General features: G+C 70.9%; 10 protein-coding genes and 1 pseudogene. 7 read left to right on the forward strand and 4 right to left on the reverse strand.

Going from position 1 to position 14,328, the window contains the following annotated elements; all coding sequences use genetic code 11:
• The first annotated feature begins 6 nt into the window (after positions 1 to 6).
• Positions 7 to 966, forward strand: a complete 960-nt coding sequence (locus KFLA_RS07900; protein WP_012919254.1) for a cation diffusion facilitator family transporter — start codon at positions 7 to 9, stop codon at positions 964 to 966.
• 231 nt (positions 967 to 1,197) lie between these two features.
• Here KFLA_RS07900 and KFLA_RS07905 read toward each other — a convergent pair whose 3' ends face one another.
• Positions 1,198 to 1,566, reverse strand: coding sequence for a MerR family transcriptional regulator (locus KFLA_RS07905; RefSeq protein ID WP_012919255.1), 369 nt, complete (start codon positions 1,564 to 1,566; stop codon positions 1,198 to 1,200).
• Between the two features lie 141 nt (positions 1,567 to 1,707).
• Here KFLA_RS07905 and ahcY point away from each other — a divergent pair, with 141 nt between their 5' ends.
• Together ahcY and KFLA_RS38230 are read left to right on the forward strand one after the other, a co-directional pair.
• Positions 1,708 to 3,144: an adenosylhomocysteinase gene (ahcY, locus tag KFLA_RS07910; protein WP_012919256.1), complete on the forward strand. Its 1,437-nt coding sequence runs from the start codon at positions 1,708 to 1,710 to the stop codon at positions 3,142 to 3,144.
• Positions 3,145 to 3,355: 211 nt separating this feature from the next.
• Positions 3,356 to 4,972, forward strand: coding sequence for a serine/threonine-protein kinase (locus KFLA_RS38230; protein WP_012919257.1), 1,617 nt, complete (start codon positions 3,356 to 3,358; stop codon positions 4,970 to 4,972).
• Here the strand turns inward: KFLA_RS38230 and KFLA_RS07920 are convergent.
• The gene (locus tag KFLA_RS07920) at positions 4,959 to 6,923 is read right to left on the reverse strand and encodes a vWA domain-containing protein (RefSeq protein WP_012919258.1); all 1,965 of its coding nucleotides are present in this window, start codon (positions 6,921 to 6,923) and stop codon (positions 4,959 to 4,961) included. The genes KFLA_RS38230 and KFLA_RS07920 overlap by 14 nt on opposite strands.
• A gap of 83 nt (positions 6,924 to 7,006) precedes the next feature.
• Between KFLA_RS07920 and KFLA_RS39625 the strand changes: the two genes are divergently transcribed.
• A complete protein-coding gene (locus tag KFLA_RS39625; RefSeq protein WP_012919259.1) occupies positions 7,007 to 7,546 on the forward strand; it encodes a helix-turn-helix domain-containing protein in 540 nt (179 codons plus the stop codon).
• A gap of 441 nt (positions 7,547 to 7,987) precedes the next feature.
• On the opposite strand, the pseudogene KFLA_RS39630 reads toward KFLA_RS39625, so the two are convergent.
• Positions 7,988 to 8,401, reverse strand: a pseudogene (locus KFLA_RS39630) (class I SAM-dependent methyltransferase); the annotation flags it as partial.
• Between the two features lie 10 nt (positions 8,402 to 8,411).
• Entirely contained in the window at positions 8,412 to 9,668 is a 1,257-nt protein-coding gene (locus KFLA_RS07935) for an RDD family protein (RefSeq protein ID WP_012919260.1), read from the reverse strand.
• A gap of 132 nt (positions 9,669 to 9,800) precedes the next feature.
• Here KFLA_RS07935 and KFLA_RS07940 point away from each other — a divergent pair, with 132 nt between their 5' ends.
• From KFLA_RS07940 to KFLA_RS07950, 3 genes are all read left to right on the forward strand, one after another.
• The gene (locus KFLA_RS07940; RefSeq protein WP_012919261.1) at positions 9,801 to 10,799 is read left to right on the forward strand and encodes a stage II sporulation protein M; all 999 of its coding nucleotides are present in this window, start codon (positions 9,801 to 9,803) and stop codon (positions 10,797 to 10,799) included.
• A 100-nt stretch (positions 10,800 to 10,899) separates the two neighbouring features.
• Positions 10,900 to 11,667: a DUF1206 domain-containing protein gene (locus KFLA_RS07945; RefSeq protein ID WP_041289204.1), complete on the forward strand. Its 768-nt coding sequence runs from the start codon at positions 10,900 to 10,902 to the stop codon at positions 11,665 to 11,667.
• Positions 11,668 to 12,510: 843 nt separating this feature from the next.
• Positions 12,511 to 14,301 carry an ABC transporter substrate-binding protein gene (locus KFLA_RS07950; RefSeq protein WP_012919263.1) on the forward strand — a complete coding sequence of 597 codons (1,791 nt, stop codon included), beginning with the start codon at positions 12,511 to 12,513 and terminating at the stop codon, positions 14,299 to 14,301.
• Positions 14,302 to 14,328: the final 27 nt, after the last annotated feature.

Genomic DNA, 14,328 nt, shown 5'->3' on the forward strand with positions numbered 1-14,328 from the left:
ACCGAAATGGCTGGTGGCGGTACGAAAGCCGTCGTCGCGGCACTGCTGGCGAACACCGGCATCGCGATCACCAAGTTCGCTGCCTGGGGCCTGACCCAGTCGGCCTCGATGCTGGCCGAGGCGATCCACTCGGTCGCCGACGCCGGCAACCAGGTGCTGCTGCTGGTGGGCGGCAAGCGCGCCCAGCGGCAGGCCAACGAGCTGCACCAGTTCGGCTACGGCCGGGAGCGCTACGTCTACTCGTTCATCGTCGCGATCGTGCTGTTCAGCGTCGGTGGCCTGTTCGCCCTGTACGAGGGCTGGCACAAGGTCCACGACCCGCACCCGCTGGACGACTGGAAGTGGGTGCCGGTCGCGGTGCTGGTGGCCGCGATCATCATGGAGACGTTCTCGTTCCGGACCGCGATCGTCGAGACGAACAAGGTCCGCGGCGACGCCAGCTGGAGCGAGTTCGTCCGTAACGCGCGGTCGCCGGAACTGCCGGTGATCCTGCTGGAGGACTTCGCCGCGCTCACCGGTCTGGTGCTGGCGCTGATCGGCGTCGTGCTGACCATTGTCACCGGCAACGGTGTCTGGGACGGCGCGGGCTCGATGGCGATCGGCGTACTGCTGGTCGTGGTGGCGGTCTTCCTGGCGATCGAGATGAAGTCGCTGCTGCTCGGCGAGTCGGCGACCCGCGAATCGCAGGGCAAGATCGTGGCGGCGATCGAGAACGTGCCCGGCGTGCAGCGGCTGATCCACATCAAGACCCTGCACCTGGGCCCGGAGGAGGTGCTGGTCGCGGCGAAGATCGCGTTCGAGCCGACCGCCGACGCCGCCGTGGTGGCCGAGACCATCAACGCCGCCGAACGCGCCGTCCGCGGCGCCGAGCCGATGGCGCAGCACATCTACCTGGAGCCGGACATCTACGTCGAGGGCTACGTCCCCGACGAACGCCCCCCGGTCCCCGGCGCCCCCGCCCACTGACCCCCGCGCACTAGCCCCGCCTGGCCCCGGCCCGCCCCGGCCTCGGCCCTGCCCCGCCCTCGGCCTCGGCCCTGCCTCCGCCCACCGACCCGCCGCCCACCCCCGCCCCCATGTGCGGGGATAACCCGCCACTTTGTGGGTCCACCGGCCGGTATGCCGGGGGACAACCCACCACTTGGCGGGTTATCCCCGCACAATGCGGCGCGGGGGCGGGGGTGGGCGGGCCCGGGGTCAGCGGGGGCGTTTGGGTGGGGGTGGCAGGACGCCGGAGCGGCCGAGCCAGCGCAGGGCGCGCTCGCGGTCGATCTCGGCCGGGCTGGGTGGGCTGCTGAGCCGGCCGGTACGGTAGCCGAGGTTGCGCAGGTCGGCGGCGACCGACGGTTCGGCCAGGGCGCGGAGCGCGAAGGCGAGCGCGGCCGGCGTCACGTCGTACCGGTGCTCGAGCTCGAGGGCGAGTTTCACCGCGGCCAGGTCGCGGTCGTCGTACTGGCGCTGGGCGGTGCGGCTGGACCGGGTCCTCGGCAGCAGGCCGAGCTTCTCCCGGTAGCGCAGCATGCGGGGCGTGGTGCCCAGCAGCTTGGCGGCCTCGGTGATGCGCATGTCTCATTCTGACAGCCGCGCGGCTTTATCCTGACATTTCGGTGTCAGGAACCAACACCCCGGGCCGACGCGAGGGTGCCCGGACCGCTAGCCTCGTGCCCGAAGACTTCACCAACCGACACCCTCAGGGAGCGGCACCGTATGACGTTCGACTACAAGGTGGCAGACCTCGGCCTGGCCGAGTTCGGTCGCAAGGAGATCCGGCTCGCCGAGCACGAGATGCCGGGTCTGATGGCGATGCGCGCCCAGTACGGCGAGAGCAAGCCGCTGGCCGGCGCGAAGATCATGGGCTCGCTGCACATGACCATCCAGACCGCCGTGCTGATCGAGACGCTGACGGCGCTCGGGGCCGAGGTGCGGTGGGTCTCCTGCAACATCTTCTCCACCCAGGACCACGCGGCCGCCGCGGTCGTCGTCGGCCCGGACGGTACCGCCGACGCTCCCGCCGGGGTCCCGGTCTTCGCCTGGAAGGGCGAGACGCTGGAGGAGTACTGGTGGTGCACCGAGCAGGCGCTGAAGTGGCCCGGTGGTGAGGGTCCGAACATGATCCTGGACGACGGCGGCGACGCCACCATGCTCGTCCACAAGGGCACCGAGTTCGAGAAGGCCGGCGCCGTGCCGGACCCGTCGACCGCGGAGTCCGAGGAGTTCGCCGTCGTGCTGAAGCTGCTGGGTCGCACGCTGCAGGAGGACCCGCAGCTGTGGACCACCATCGGCCAGGCCATCTTGGGTGTCACCGAGGAGACCACCACCGGCGTGCACCGGCTGTACGAGATGCACAAGGCCGGCACGCTGCTGTTCCCGGCGATCAACGTCAACGACTCGGTCACCAAGTCGAAGTTCGACAACAAGTACGGCTGCCGGCACTCGCTGATCGACGGCATCAACCGCGCCACCGACGTGCTGATCGGCGGCAAGGTCGCGGTCGTCTGCGGTTACGGCGACGTCGGCAAGGGCTGCGCGGAGTCGCTGCGGGGCCAGGGCGCCCGGGTGATCGTCACCGAGATCGACCCGATCTGCGCGCTGCAGGCCGCGATGGACGGCTACCAGGTGACCACGATCGAGGACGTCGTCGGGACCGCCGACATCTTCGTCACCACCACCGGTAACAAGGACGTCATCACCGCCGACCACATGGCGCAGATGAAGCACCAGGCGATCGTCGGCAACATCGGTCACTTCGACAACGAGATCGACATGGCCGGCCTGTACAAGACGCCGGGCATCGAGCGGGTCACGATCAAGCCGCAGGTCGACGAGTTCCGGTTCGCCGACGGCCACACCGTGATCATCCTGTCCGAGGGCCGGCTGCTGAACCTCGGCAACGCGACCGGGCACCCGTCGTTCGTGATGTCGAACTCCTTCACCAACCAGGTGCTGGCGCAGATCGAGCTGTTCGTGAAGACCGCCGAGTACCCGACCGACGTCTACGTGCTGCCCAAGCACCTCGACGAGATGGTCGCCCGGCTGCACCTCGACGCGCTCGGCGTGAAGCTGACCGAGCTGTCCAAGGAGCAGGCCGAGTACCTCGGCGTTCCGGTCGAGGGCCCGTACAAGTCGGACCACTACCGCTACTGAGTTCCCGCGGTACTCCGGTACGCCACGCAGGCGCCGCACCCATCGGGTGCGGCGCCTGCGCGCTGTTGTCCGGCGGGACTGTGAGCCGCGCGCGCAGCCCCGCCGAATTCATTGCTGACGGCAAGTTCATGGCGAACCCGCCGGGCTCGCTGGCTCCGGACCTGGGATGGCTGGCAAGCTAGCCGCGGACCGGGTGAGAGGAGGACCGCTGGTGCCGGATGTGTTCGCCGGACGGTTCGAGCTGATCGACCCGATCGGATCCGGCGGGACCGGTACGGTCTGGCGCGCCTGGGACCGGCGGCTCGAGCGGTTGTGCGCGGCCAAGGTCCTGCGCCAGCGGCACGCGGGCGCGCTGCTGCGGTTCGTCCGCGAGCAGGGGCTGCGGCTGGACCACCCGCACGTCCTGAGCCCGTACAGCTGGGCCGCGGACGACGATCAGGCGCTGCTGGCGATGGATCTGGTCGACGGCGGTTCGGTGAGCAATCTGCTGGCCGACTTCGGGGGTCTGCCGGATCGCTACGCGGCGGAGCTCCTTGCGCAGCTGCTCGCGGGTCTTGCGCAGGTGCATGCCGCCGGCCTCGTGCACCGTGACGTCAAACCGGCCAACCTCCTGCTCCAGGCCACCGGCACCGACGCACCCGTCCTCCGGCTCACCGACTTCGGCATCGCGCTGTCCGTGGGCGAACCACGCCTCACCCAGCACGGCTCCGTCGTCGGTACCCCCGGCTACATCGCTCCCGAAATCCTCGCCGGCGAGCCGCCGTCCACCGCCCAGGACCTGTACGCCGCCGGAGTCACCGCCTGGCAACTGCTCACCGGCGAAGACCCACCTCCCGGTGCCACCCCCCTGCCGCCCGCGCCCAGCCCCCTCTGGCCGGTGGTCGCCGCCCTCCTCGACCCCGACCCCACCACCCGAACCCCGTCCGCCGAAGCAGCCCTCGCCGCGCTGACCCCGCACCTCGCGACGCCTCTCCCCATCCCCTCCCACACCCCCGACGGCGAACCCATCGAGGTCTTCACCCACCTCCCACCTCCACCCGCGCAGTACGCCGACGCCCCGAGGCCCTCCAACCGCGCGCACGCCGCCGACGGTGCAACCCGCCCGCCGTCGGCCGCCTCCGGCAGTTCGGGCGCTTCGTCGCCGGGGAGGTCCGCCGAGCCGGCTGGCTCGTCGCCCGCCAACGCCAGTCAGCCGTCGTCGGTTGCGTCGGCCGCTTCGGCTGGGCGGGCTGCCCTCGGCTCCGAGCCGGGTCCCGGCCAGCTCGCCCCGGCGGCGAAGGACGCCGCAGGTGCGTCGGCGGCTCGGAGAGAGCGAACTGGCTCAGACGGCCCTGAACCCCGCCTCGGCCAGTTTGTGCCGGCGTCAGAGCGCGCCGAGGATTCTTCGGGCAGCTTCCCCAATGCGTCGGCTCCTGCCCGGGCGACGGGTGCTGACGGCCGGAGCGGGGCAGTTGTGGCGCACGCGCCGACCCGTCACCTACGGCGGCTGGTGATGGTGGGTGCGGGAGTGCTGGTTGCTGGGGTGATCGCGGTGGTGGCGTCGACCCTCGGGCCCGACGACGGCGGCGGTACGCCGTCGCCCGGTACGTCGGTGTCCCAGCCAGGTGCGTCGGCGTCCGAGTCGCCCAGGACATCGGCTTCCGAGACGCCCTCGCCGGCCCCCGAGCCGATCCCCACCGGCCCGGTGACCCGTGTCCCCAACCCCAGCGTGGTGCTGAACGCGACCTGCGGCTGGCAGGAGGCGGGCAGCGTGGAGACGACGGCCGACGGCACCCGGGTCGAGTGCCGTCAGCAAGGGGCGTCGTACCGCTGGCTCAGGGCCGGTTAGACCAGCCCTGCATCGGCGGACCCTGCGGGTACGTCGGCGGCGCGGGCGGCTTACGGCGGCGCAGGATCAGCGCGGCGGCGACGATCGCCGCCGCCAGCACCAGCACTGCCCCGAGGATGATCCACGGCAGCGTCGACGAGGACTCGTCCGCCACCGGCTGCGGCGTGACCTCACCGCCCGCCTCGGTGGCCGGGCCCGACGGCGTGGACTCCGACGGCGTGGACTCCGACGGCGTGGGCTCGGACGCGCTCGGCGTCGGCGTCCCCGGCGTCTCGCCCGTGGCCGCGCCGTACTCCGGTCCCGCGACCTTGTCGCCGGCGACCGCGACGTCGATCGTCACCGGTACGCCGCCGGCCGGTGCGTCGCCGCTCGCCACGCCGAGCTTCGCCACGATGTAGTACCAGCCGTCGACGCTGGCCTTGCGGAAGTCGGAGTTGTCCGCGTTCCGGTTCAGGTAGACCGCCCGCGGCGTCGCGATCGGCTTGCCGCTGGTGGGCAGGGTCTGCGTCGACCCCGTGTACGCCGTCGTGTCGACCTTGATCTCGGCCCGGACCGGGCTGAACAGAGCGGTCCGGATGTTCGTCGTCGCGCCGTCCGGCCGGCCGGCGAACGTGATCCGGTAGGCCAGGCCCTGTCCCCAGTCGAGCTTGACCCGGTAGAACAGCTCCTCGCCGTAGTAGATCGTCTCGCCGTACCGCCCGGGCCCGGCCAGCGTCGTCGCCTCGTTGAACGACCCACCGCCCCGCACCGCCCGGACCCCACCGGCCGGCTGCTGCGCGAAGCCGACCAGGCTGGTCTGGGCCGGCTCGCCCATGCTGCCCGTCACCGGCGGCTCGATCCGCAGCTGCAGCTCGATCGGGACCCGGTCGGTGCCGCCGCCGTCGGCGTCGCGGGTGACCCGGAAGACGTACTTGCCCGGCACGCTGCAGCCCTTCGGCTTGGACGATCCCGCGACCGTGCCGTTCCAGCGCAGTACCGTGGTCAGCGAGCCGCCGTCCCTGCCGCGGGTGTTCAGCTCGCGCTCCCGGTGGTAGCAGTCGGCGCCGTCCGGTCCGGTGATCCGGATGTCGAGCACCTCGATGCCGCGCGGATTGCCCCGCGGCAGGACCGCGGTCGCCGCGAAGTACGCCGTGTCGCCCGCCTTCAGCTCGGCCGCGTAGTGGCGCTCCTCGACCGGGTCGATCGTGTCGAGGTACTGCCCCGGTGCCAGCGCCGGCGCCGCGAACGGATCCGCCGTACCGGTCACCGGCTTGCCGGTCGGCTCGTAGTGCCGCAGTGCCCGCTCGGTGACCCGGCCCAGCACACCGAGCAGCGAGTCGGCGTCGGAGGCGTCGTGGTACGTGCCGCCGGTGTTCTGCGCGATGCAGGCGAGTTGCGCGCGGGCCTTCGCGTCGACCCGGAAGCCGATCGTGTGCACGTGCAGGTCGACGCCCTGCTTGCTCAGCTCCTTCGCCACCTCGCAGGGCTGCGGCGGCGCGCAGGTGTCCTCACCGTCGGAGACGAGCACGATCGACCGCTGCCCCTCCTTGGGCAGCTGCGCCGCGGCGGTCCGCAGCGCCTGCCCGATCGGGGTGTAGCCGCTGGCCTTGGTGGCGGTGACCGCCCGCTTGAGGGCCGGCTTGTTGACCGGGCCGACCGGCTGGACGACTCGAACGTCCTTGCAGCCGGCAACCTTTTCGGCGCCGCTGGACCCGGTCCCGGCGCCGTAGATCGCCAAGCCGACCTGCGCGCCGGCCGGCAGACCGTCGACCATCGAGCCGACGGCGCGCTTGGCGGCGTCCATCCGGGTGCCGCTGCCGCCCGCGTCCCGGGCCGTCATCGAACCGGACGAGTCGAGCACCACCATCACCGGCGAGAGCTCACCGGCGGCGGCCGCGGTGGACGCGTTCACGAATGTTAATCCGGCGAGCAGTGCGGTCACGGCCGCGGCGACGGCTGTCCGTCGTATCATGAGCTTCTCCAGACGATGAGGGCGACAACACGTCCAACCTAGCGTTTGCATTCGCAATTTGCAAACAGTAATTCGGAGGTGTCGTGACCGACGCGCACGCACGCAACCTCGACCTGCAGCGACAGTGGTACGGCGAACCGCTGGGTGACCGCTTCCGGCGGCTGCTCGACCGGCTCGGCCAGTCCCAGGCGCAGCTGGCCGGGGTGCTCGGCCTGTCGGCGCCGATGCTGTCCCAGCTGATGTCCGGCCAACGTGCCAAGATCAGCAATCCCGCCGTCCTGTCGAGGCTGTTGCAGTTGGAGGCGATGGTAGGGGAGCCGGGGTGGGACGCGCTCTCGCGGACCGAGCAGGAGCGCCGGATCGAGGCCGTGCGCGCGGCGAGGCAGACGACACTGACGGTCGACCAGGCCAAGCATCCCGGTGCGGAGCCGGCGGCTGCGGCGGACCCGGTCGCGATCATCCAGTCGTTGCTGCGCGACCTGGCCTCGGCCTCGGAGCTGGAGGACGCGGCCCGGCTGCTGGCGGCCCACCACCCCGATCTGGCCGAAGCCCTCCGCGTCCTCGGTGCCGGGCGAACGCAGGACGCCCGGGCGTACTACGCGAAGCTCACCGCCCGGCGCTGAACTTCGCTGGTCCGCGCCCGGTGAGGAGAAGGCCGCTTCCCATGACCCGTTCGCCCGCGCGGCGGGTGGTTCTCGGCGTCCGGTCAGCGAAGGGCGGCGAACAGGTGCTTGTCCGCGACCTGGCCGAGCACGGCGACCTCGGTGAAGCCGGCCTTGGAACGATTCGACGGTGTCGGTCAGGGTGATCTCGCGCCCGCGGTACCGGTCGGCGAAGCGCCGTTCGCGCTCGGCGAGCAGTTCTGCGAAGGCCGGCTCGGCCGCGGCGGCGTTCCACCAGGTCTCCCAGTCCTCCACGCCGTTCGCGTGCGAGGTCGACCAGATCTCGTCCCGCAGGGCGACCGCCAGAGCGTCCAGCCGGGGGACCTCGACCGGCCCGAGGCGCATCGTGTCGGCGTTCAGGAAGACCCCGCCGGGCCGGATCCGCTGAGCCAACGTCTGCGCCAGCGAGCTCAAGTCGCTCGGATCCAGCCAGTGCAAGGCGGTCGCGGAGCAGACGGCATCGACGGGCCCGTCGCCCAGTACTGCGTCCCAGCCCGGCGCCCGCACATCCGCCTCCGCAAACCGCACCCGGGCCGCTCCGGCTGCTGCGGGGGCGACGGCCTGACGAGCGATCTCGAGCAGGAACGGGTCGAGGTCGACGCCGACGATCTCCGTCGCCGGGAAGCGCGTCAGGGCTCGGGCCGAGATCGAGCCGGGTCCGCAGGCGAGGTCGACGAAGCGCGCCGGTGCGCCGACGAGCCGCTCGACGATCTCCAGCATCAGCGCGAACTGCTGCTCGCGGTCGGGCAGATAGCCCGCCTGCTGGTCGTCCCAACGCTGCAGCCAGCCTTGCCAGTCAATCCCTACCTGCGACATGGTCGCAAGACTAGGACCAGCGCTCCGCCTCGTCACCCCCGGGGGCGTGCCACCCTTCGGCGTTGACCCGGGAATCCTGCGGCCGCTCGCCGGCAGCCGGCGCCTGCGGCGCTCCACTCGGCGGGACGTCCTGCAGCCCGCCCGGCGCCGGCCGGTACGGCGATTGCGTGCCGGCCGATCCACCCGGCGGTGTGCCGTACTGCGGTGCGCCCGGTCCGGCGCCGTAGGGCGGCTGCGGTGCGCCCGGTCCGGCGCCGTAGGGCCGCTGCGGTGCGCCCGGCGGTATGTGGCTGCCCGGCCCAGCCGGCGGTACGCCGTACTGCAGTCCGGGACCGGTGGGGGCCGCGCCGTACTGCGGCTGTCCGCCGTACGGGACGCCTTGTGGAGCGGCATACGGCGGCCCGGCAGGTGCTGCGCCGTACGGGGACTGCGTCGGGAAGGACGGAGCGCCGAAGGACTGGGGCTGCGCGTACGGATTGGCCGGCGCGAACGGGCCCGTGTGGCCGGTGGGCCGGTTCGCGGCCAGGCGGGAGAGCTCCCGGCGGCGGCGTTCGGCGAGGACGGCGGAGAGGAAGGCAGGGGAGGAGACCGGCACCGGAGGAGCCGGGGCGGTCAGACCGCCGACCTTGAAGGCGAGGGCGTCGCCGAGCGCCACCCGCGCCTGCGGCTCCAGCTCCTTGTAGCGCGCCAGATACTCCCGCGACGTGTTCGCCAGGTCGTCGGTCAGCCGGGACAGCTCCAGCGACTGCGCCCACTGGACCAGGTGCCCGGGCACGAACAGCGGCGGCGACGCCATCGGCTGGTGCCGCTCGCGGATCACCACCGTGCCCGCGACCATGTCGCCGATCCGCTTGCCCTGCTTGTTCATCAGGCTCGCCACGATGCCCGGCCCGGCCGCGAACCACGGCGCGAAGTCGACGAACACCCACAGCAGCGCCCGCACCAGCGCGTGCCGGAACCGGATCGAGCTGCCGTCGTCGCGCACCACCCGCAGCCCGAGCATCAGCTTGCCGATGGTCCGCCCGCGGGTCAGCGTCTCCATCACCACCCGGTAGCCGACCAGCACCAGCAGCAGGATGACGAAGGTGAGCGCGGCCCCGAGCGCCTCGCTGGCCCCGCCGATCAGGAAGCCGAACAGCGTCGCGAACAGGATGATCAGCACGATCACCTGCAGCGCGAAGTCGATCGCGCACGCCAGCGCCCGGGTCGGCATCCGGGCGATCCGCACCTGGAGGACAACCGCTTCCCCCGTGACGAGCTGACTCACCCGCGCCCCCTCCGTGTCTTCCCGAGGGTGCCAGTGTCGCCTATGCGAGGGGCGGTACTACGCACCCGACCCCGGAATGGGGGAGACTCGTTCCCGCAGGCAACGGGGCCGGGCCGGCAGAAAGGCGGGGGGATGGACGTCGAGGCGTACGTGTCGGTCCATCAGCCGCAGTGGGACCGGCTGGCCCTGCTGACCCGCCGGCAGCGTCGGTTGACCGGGGCCGAGGCCGACGAGCTGGTGCAGCTCTACCAACGGGTCGGGACGCACCTGTCCGCGCTGCGTGCGGGTGGTGCCGATCCGGTGACGGTCGGTCGGCTCTCGGGGCTCATCGCGGACGCCCGCGGCGCCGTCACGGGCGTACAGGCTCCCGTCTGGCGCGACATCTCGCGGTACTTCCTGGTGAGTTTCCCGGCCGCGCTCTACGTCAGCCGGCGGTGGTGGCTGACGATCGGCCTGCTGTTCTACCTGGTCGCGGCGTGGGTCGCTTGGCGGATCATCGCGAACCCGGAGGTGCTCGACTCGGTCGCGCCGCCGCAGGCGATCCAGCAGCTGGTCGACCGGGACTTCGCCGCCTACTACTCGGAGAATCCGGCGCAGGACTTCGCGTTGCGGGTCTGGATCAACAACGCCACCATCGCGGCCGCGGTGCTCGCGCTCGGCGTCCTGCTGATCCCGGCCGTGCTGGTCCTGTGGAACAACGCGGAGAGCCTCGGCGTCGCCGCCGGCGTGATGATCGGCCACGGCAAGAGCGACGTCTTCTTCGGCCTGATCACCCCGCACGGCCTGCTCGAGCTGACTGCCGTGTTCGTCGCCGGCGCCGCCGGGCTGCGGCTCGGCTGGTCGTGGATCGTGCCCGGGCCGCGGACCCGGATGCAGGCGCTCGCCCAGACCGGCCGCGCCACTGTCGGGATGGCGATCGGCCTGGCCGTGATCCTGCTGACCACCGGACTGATCGAGGCCTTCGTCACCCCGTCGCCGCTGCCGACCGCGGTCCGGGTGGGCATCGGGATCGTCGCCGAGCTGGCCTTCTTCGGCTACGTCTGGACCCTCGGCCGGCGCGCCGTCCGGGCCGGCGAGTACGGCGACGTCGAGGTCGCCGACCGCGAGGCGAGCGCACCGGTCTCGGCCTGATCCGGGCCGGCCCGAACCGGCCGGGCCGCCCCGTCGTACCGTTTGCGAACTGGGTACGAGATCCGGGACACGGAACGTCAGCCGGGTCGTGAGGAGCATGATGAAGACCGCCCAGCAGGCCCAGAACAGCCGCGTGTACGACGTGGCGATCACCGTCGGGTTGATCGCGTACGGCGTCGTCTACCTTCTGGTCGCCTGGATCGCCCTCCAGCTGGCCTGGGGCAATTCGTCCGAGGAGGCGTCCCAGTCGGGCGCGCTGCAGGAGCTCGCGGACAAGCCGCTGGGCGGATTCCTGCTCTGGGTGGTCGCGCTGGGCCTGTTCGCCCTGGTGATCTGGAAGGTCCTCGACCTGGTCTACGGCAACCTCGACACGAAGAAGAAGCTCTCCGCGGGCGGCCGGGCGGTGGTGTACCTCGCGCTCGGGATCAGCGCCATCCGGGTCGCGATGGGGTCGGGCGGATCGAGCGCCGGCAAGCAGGAGTCGATGACGGCCCGGCTGATGGAGAGCGGCGCGGGCCGAGCGCTCGTCGTACTGATCGGACTGGTGATCATCGCGGTCGGCGTCCGGCAGCTCTACAAGTCCTGGAAGGTGAAGTTCACCGAGGACCTGACCGGCGGGGTCTCCCACTCGACCATCCTGCTCGGCCGGGTCGGGTACGCCGCCAAGGGCATCGCCTTCGTGATCGTCGGCGTGCTGTTCGCGTGGGCCGCGCTGGACTACGACCCGCAGAAGGCCGGCGGACTCGACACCGCCCTGCGCACGATCAAGGACCAGCCGTTCGGCGCGGTCCTGCTGACGCTGATGGCGGTCGGTATCGCGTGCTTCGGTGTGTACTGCTTCGTGTGGTCGCGCAACGCCAAGCACTGAACGGGGTTTGACGGGGTGGGGGTGGTTGGGGAGTCCCCCTCGGGTGGTTCGTGGTGCGGGTTTGTTGCAGCCCGCCCTGAGGTGGTTGGGCGCGCTGAGCGGTGCTGGTGGTTGGTGTCGCTGGTGGGGGTGGTTGGGGAGTCCCCCTCGGGTGATTGGTGGCGCTGCTCAACGCACGTGCCGGTGGCGTGAAGTTCGCGTCAGGTGGTCGGGGCGTCGCCTATTGCGGAGCAGGTGGTGCCGGGGCGTCGGCGCTGCGCGGTGCTGGTGATTCGCATGAGTCGCCACTACCTACGGCCCCACGTGTCAATCGCGTACAGCCAACGCCTCACCATCCCCGACGCGCGCAAGCACCAGCCGCCACGCCGGCGGGTGGGGTGCGACTGGCAGGACCACGGATCTCCACTGGGGACTCCACAAGCACCTTCGCCAGCAGCACCAACCACCAGCACCGCTCAACGCCGAGCCAACCACCCCCAGGGTGGCGGGCGGCAACGAAGCCGCAGCACGAACCACCAGTGGGGGACTCCACAACCACCTCCTCCACCAGAGCCAACCACGCCGAGCCAACCACCCCCAGGGCGGGCGGGCTGCAACAAACCCGCACCACGAACCACCAGAGGGGGACTCCCCAACCACCTCCGCCCGACCACCACGGTCCAGGCGGGCAACACCCCAGCATCCCGACCACCAGTGCGCCCCAACCACCTCCCCAAAACCCCGCAACTAGTTGACCCCTCACCAACACGGATCAGAAACAAACCTCCGTAAATCGTTGACACTGCCTACGGTTCTGGTGTGGCTTTCTCTCTAAACGGCACAGGGCGGAAGGTGCGTGGCGTGATGAGGAAGTGGTTCGCGGGGCTGGCGGCGGTGGTGCTGCTGGCGGTGGGGACGGCGCCGGCGGAGGCGGCCGAACCGGGTGGGGCGAAGGTGATCCGGGTCGGCGCGACGCAGGCGATGGACTCGATGAATCCGTTCCTTGCGGTGCGGCTGGTGTCGTCGTCGATCCATCGGTGGATGTACGGGTTCCTGACCGTGCCGGACGCGAAGACGCTGCAGCCGAGCCCGGACCTGGCCGAGTCGTGGACGACGTCGCCGGACGGGCTGACCTGGACCTTCAAGATCCGGTCGGCGAAGTGGTCCGACGGGCAGCCGGTGACGGCGCAGGACGCGGCCTGGACGTTCACGAAGATGATGACCGACGACGGCGCGAAGACCGCCAACGGCCCGGCGGTGGAGAACTTCGCGAGCGTCACTGCGAACGGCCAGGACCTGACGATCAAGCTCAAGACGCCGCAGGCCTCGATGCTGGACAACCCGGTGCCGATCATGCCCAAGCACGTCTGGGAGAAGGTCGGCGACATCGCGAAGTACGAGGCGGACAGCTACCCGGCGGTGACCAGCGGGCCGTACATCGCGACTGAGCACAAGAAGGACCAGTACGTGAAGCTCAAGGCGAACCCGGAGTACTGGCGGGGTGCGCCGAAGATCGACGAGCTGCAGGTGATCTTCTACGACAACCCCGCGGCCGCGGTGGTCGGGCTGAAGAAGGGCGACATCGACCTGATCGGCCGGCTCGCGCCGCCGGACTTCGAGGCGCTGAAGGGCGACGACAACATCGTGCAGTGGAACACCGAGGGACGGCGGGCGACGTACCTGCAGGTCAACCACGGTGCCACCACCAGCGACAACAAGCCGATCGGTGACGGGCACCCGGCGCTGAAGGATCCGCGGGTCCGGCAGGCGCTGCACCTCGCGATCGACAAGCAGAAGCTGGTCGACGAGGTACAGAGCGGCCTGGCCAAGCCGGCCGACGGGTCGATCGTGCCGCCGATGTACAAGGACTTCTTCTGGCAGGCCGAGGGCGGTGCCAAGGTCTCGTTCGACGCGGCGCGGGCGAACAAGATCCTCGACGACGCCGGCTACCAGAAGGGGGCCGACGGCATCCGCACGATGCCGGACGGGTCGCGCAAGCTGCAGTTCCGGTTCAGCATCCACACCGACACCCCGATCGAGGACAAGCTGGCCGAGTACCTGACCGGCTGGTTCAAGGATCTCGGCATCACGCTGACCACCAAGCGGCTCGACTCCAGCAAATTCACCGAGGAGACCGGTACGACGGCGTTGTTCGACCTCGCGATCAGCGGCTGGTCGGTCAACCCGGACCCGGAGGAGGTGCTCGCCACGCACCTGTGCAGCCGGCGCCCGACGGCGTCCGGTGAGGGTGGCGGGACCGAGTCGTTCTACTGCGACCCGCAGTTCGAGAAGCTCTACCAGGAGCAGCAGAAGGAGCTCGACCGAACCAAGCGCGCGGCGATCATCAAGCAGATGCAGGAGCGGCTCTACACCGACGCCCCGGTGATCGCGCTGTACTACCCGAACAACCTGGAGGGCTACCGCAAGGACAGGATCGCCGGCATCACGCCGATCCCCGAGGACAGGGGCATGCTGTACGGCGGCAGCAGCTACTGGCCGTTCTACACGGTCGAGGCGGTCACCGCCGACGCCGAGACCGACAGCGGGTCGAACACCGGGCTGATCATCGGCATCGCCGCCGGTGTCCTCGTGCTCGCCGCCGCCGGGTTCTTCGTCGCCCGTCGCCGCGGCGGCGTCGCGGACGAGCGCGAATGACCGACCGGACAGTCCACCGTACCGCCG

Origin of the sequence: Kribbella flavida DSM 17836 (genome assembly GCF_000024345.1) — a bacterium.
Lineage (GTDB): Bacteria > Actinomycetota > Actinomycetes > Propionibacteriales > Kribbellaceae > Kribbella > Kribbella flavida.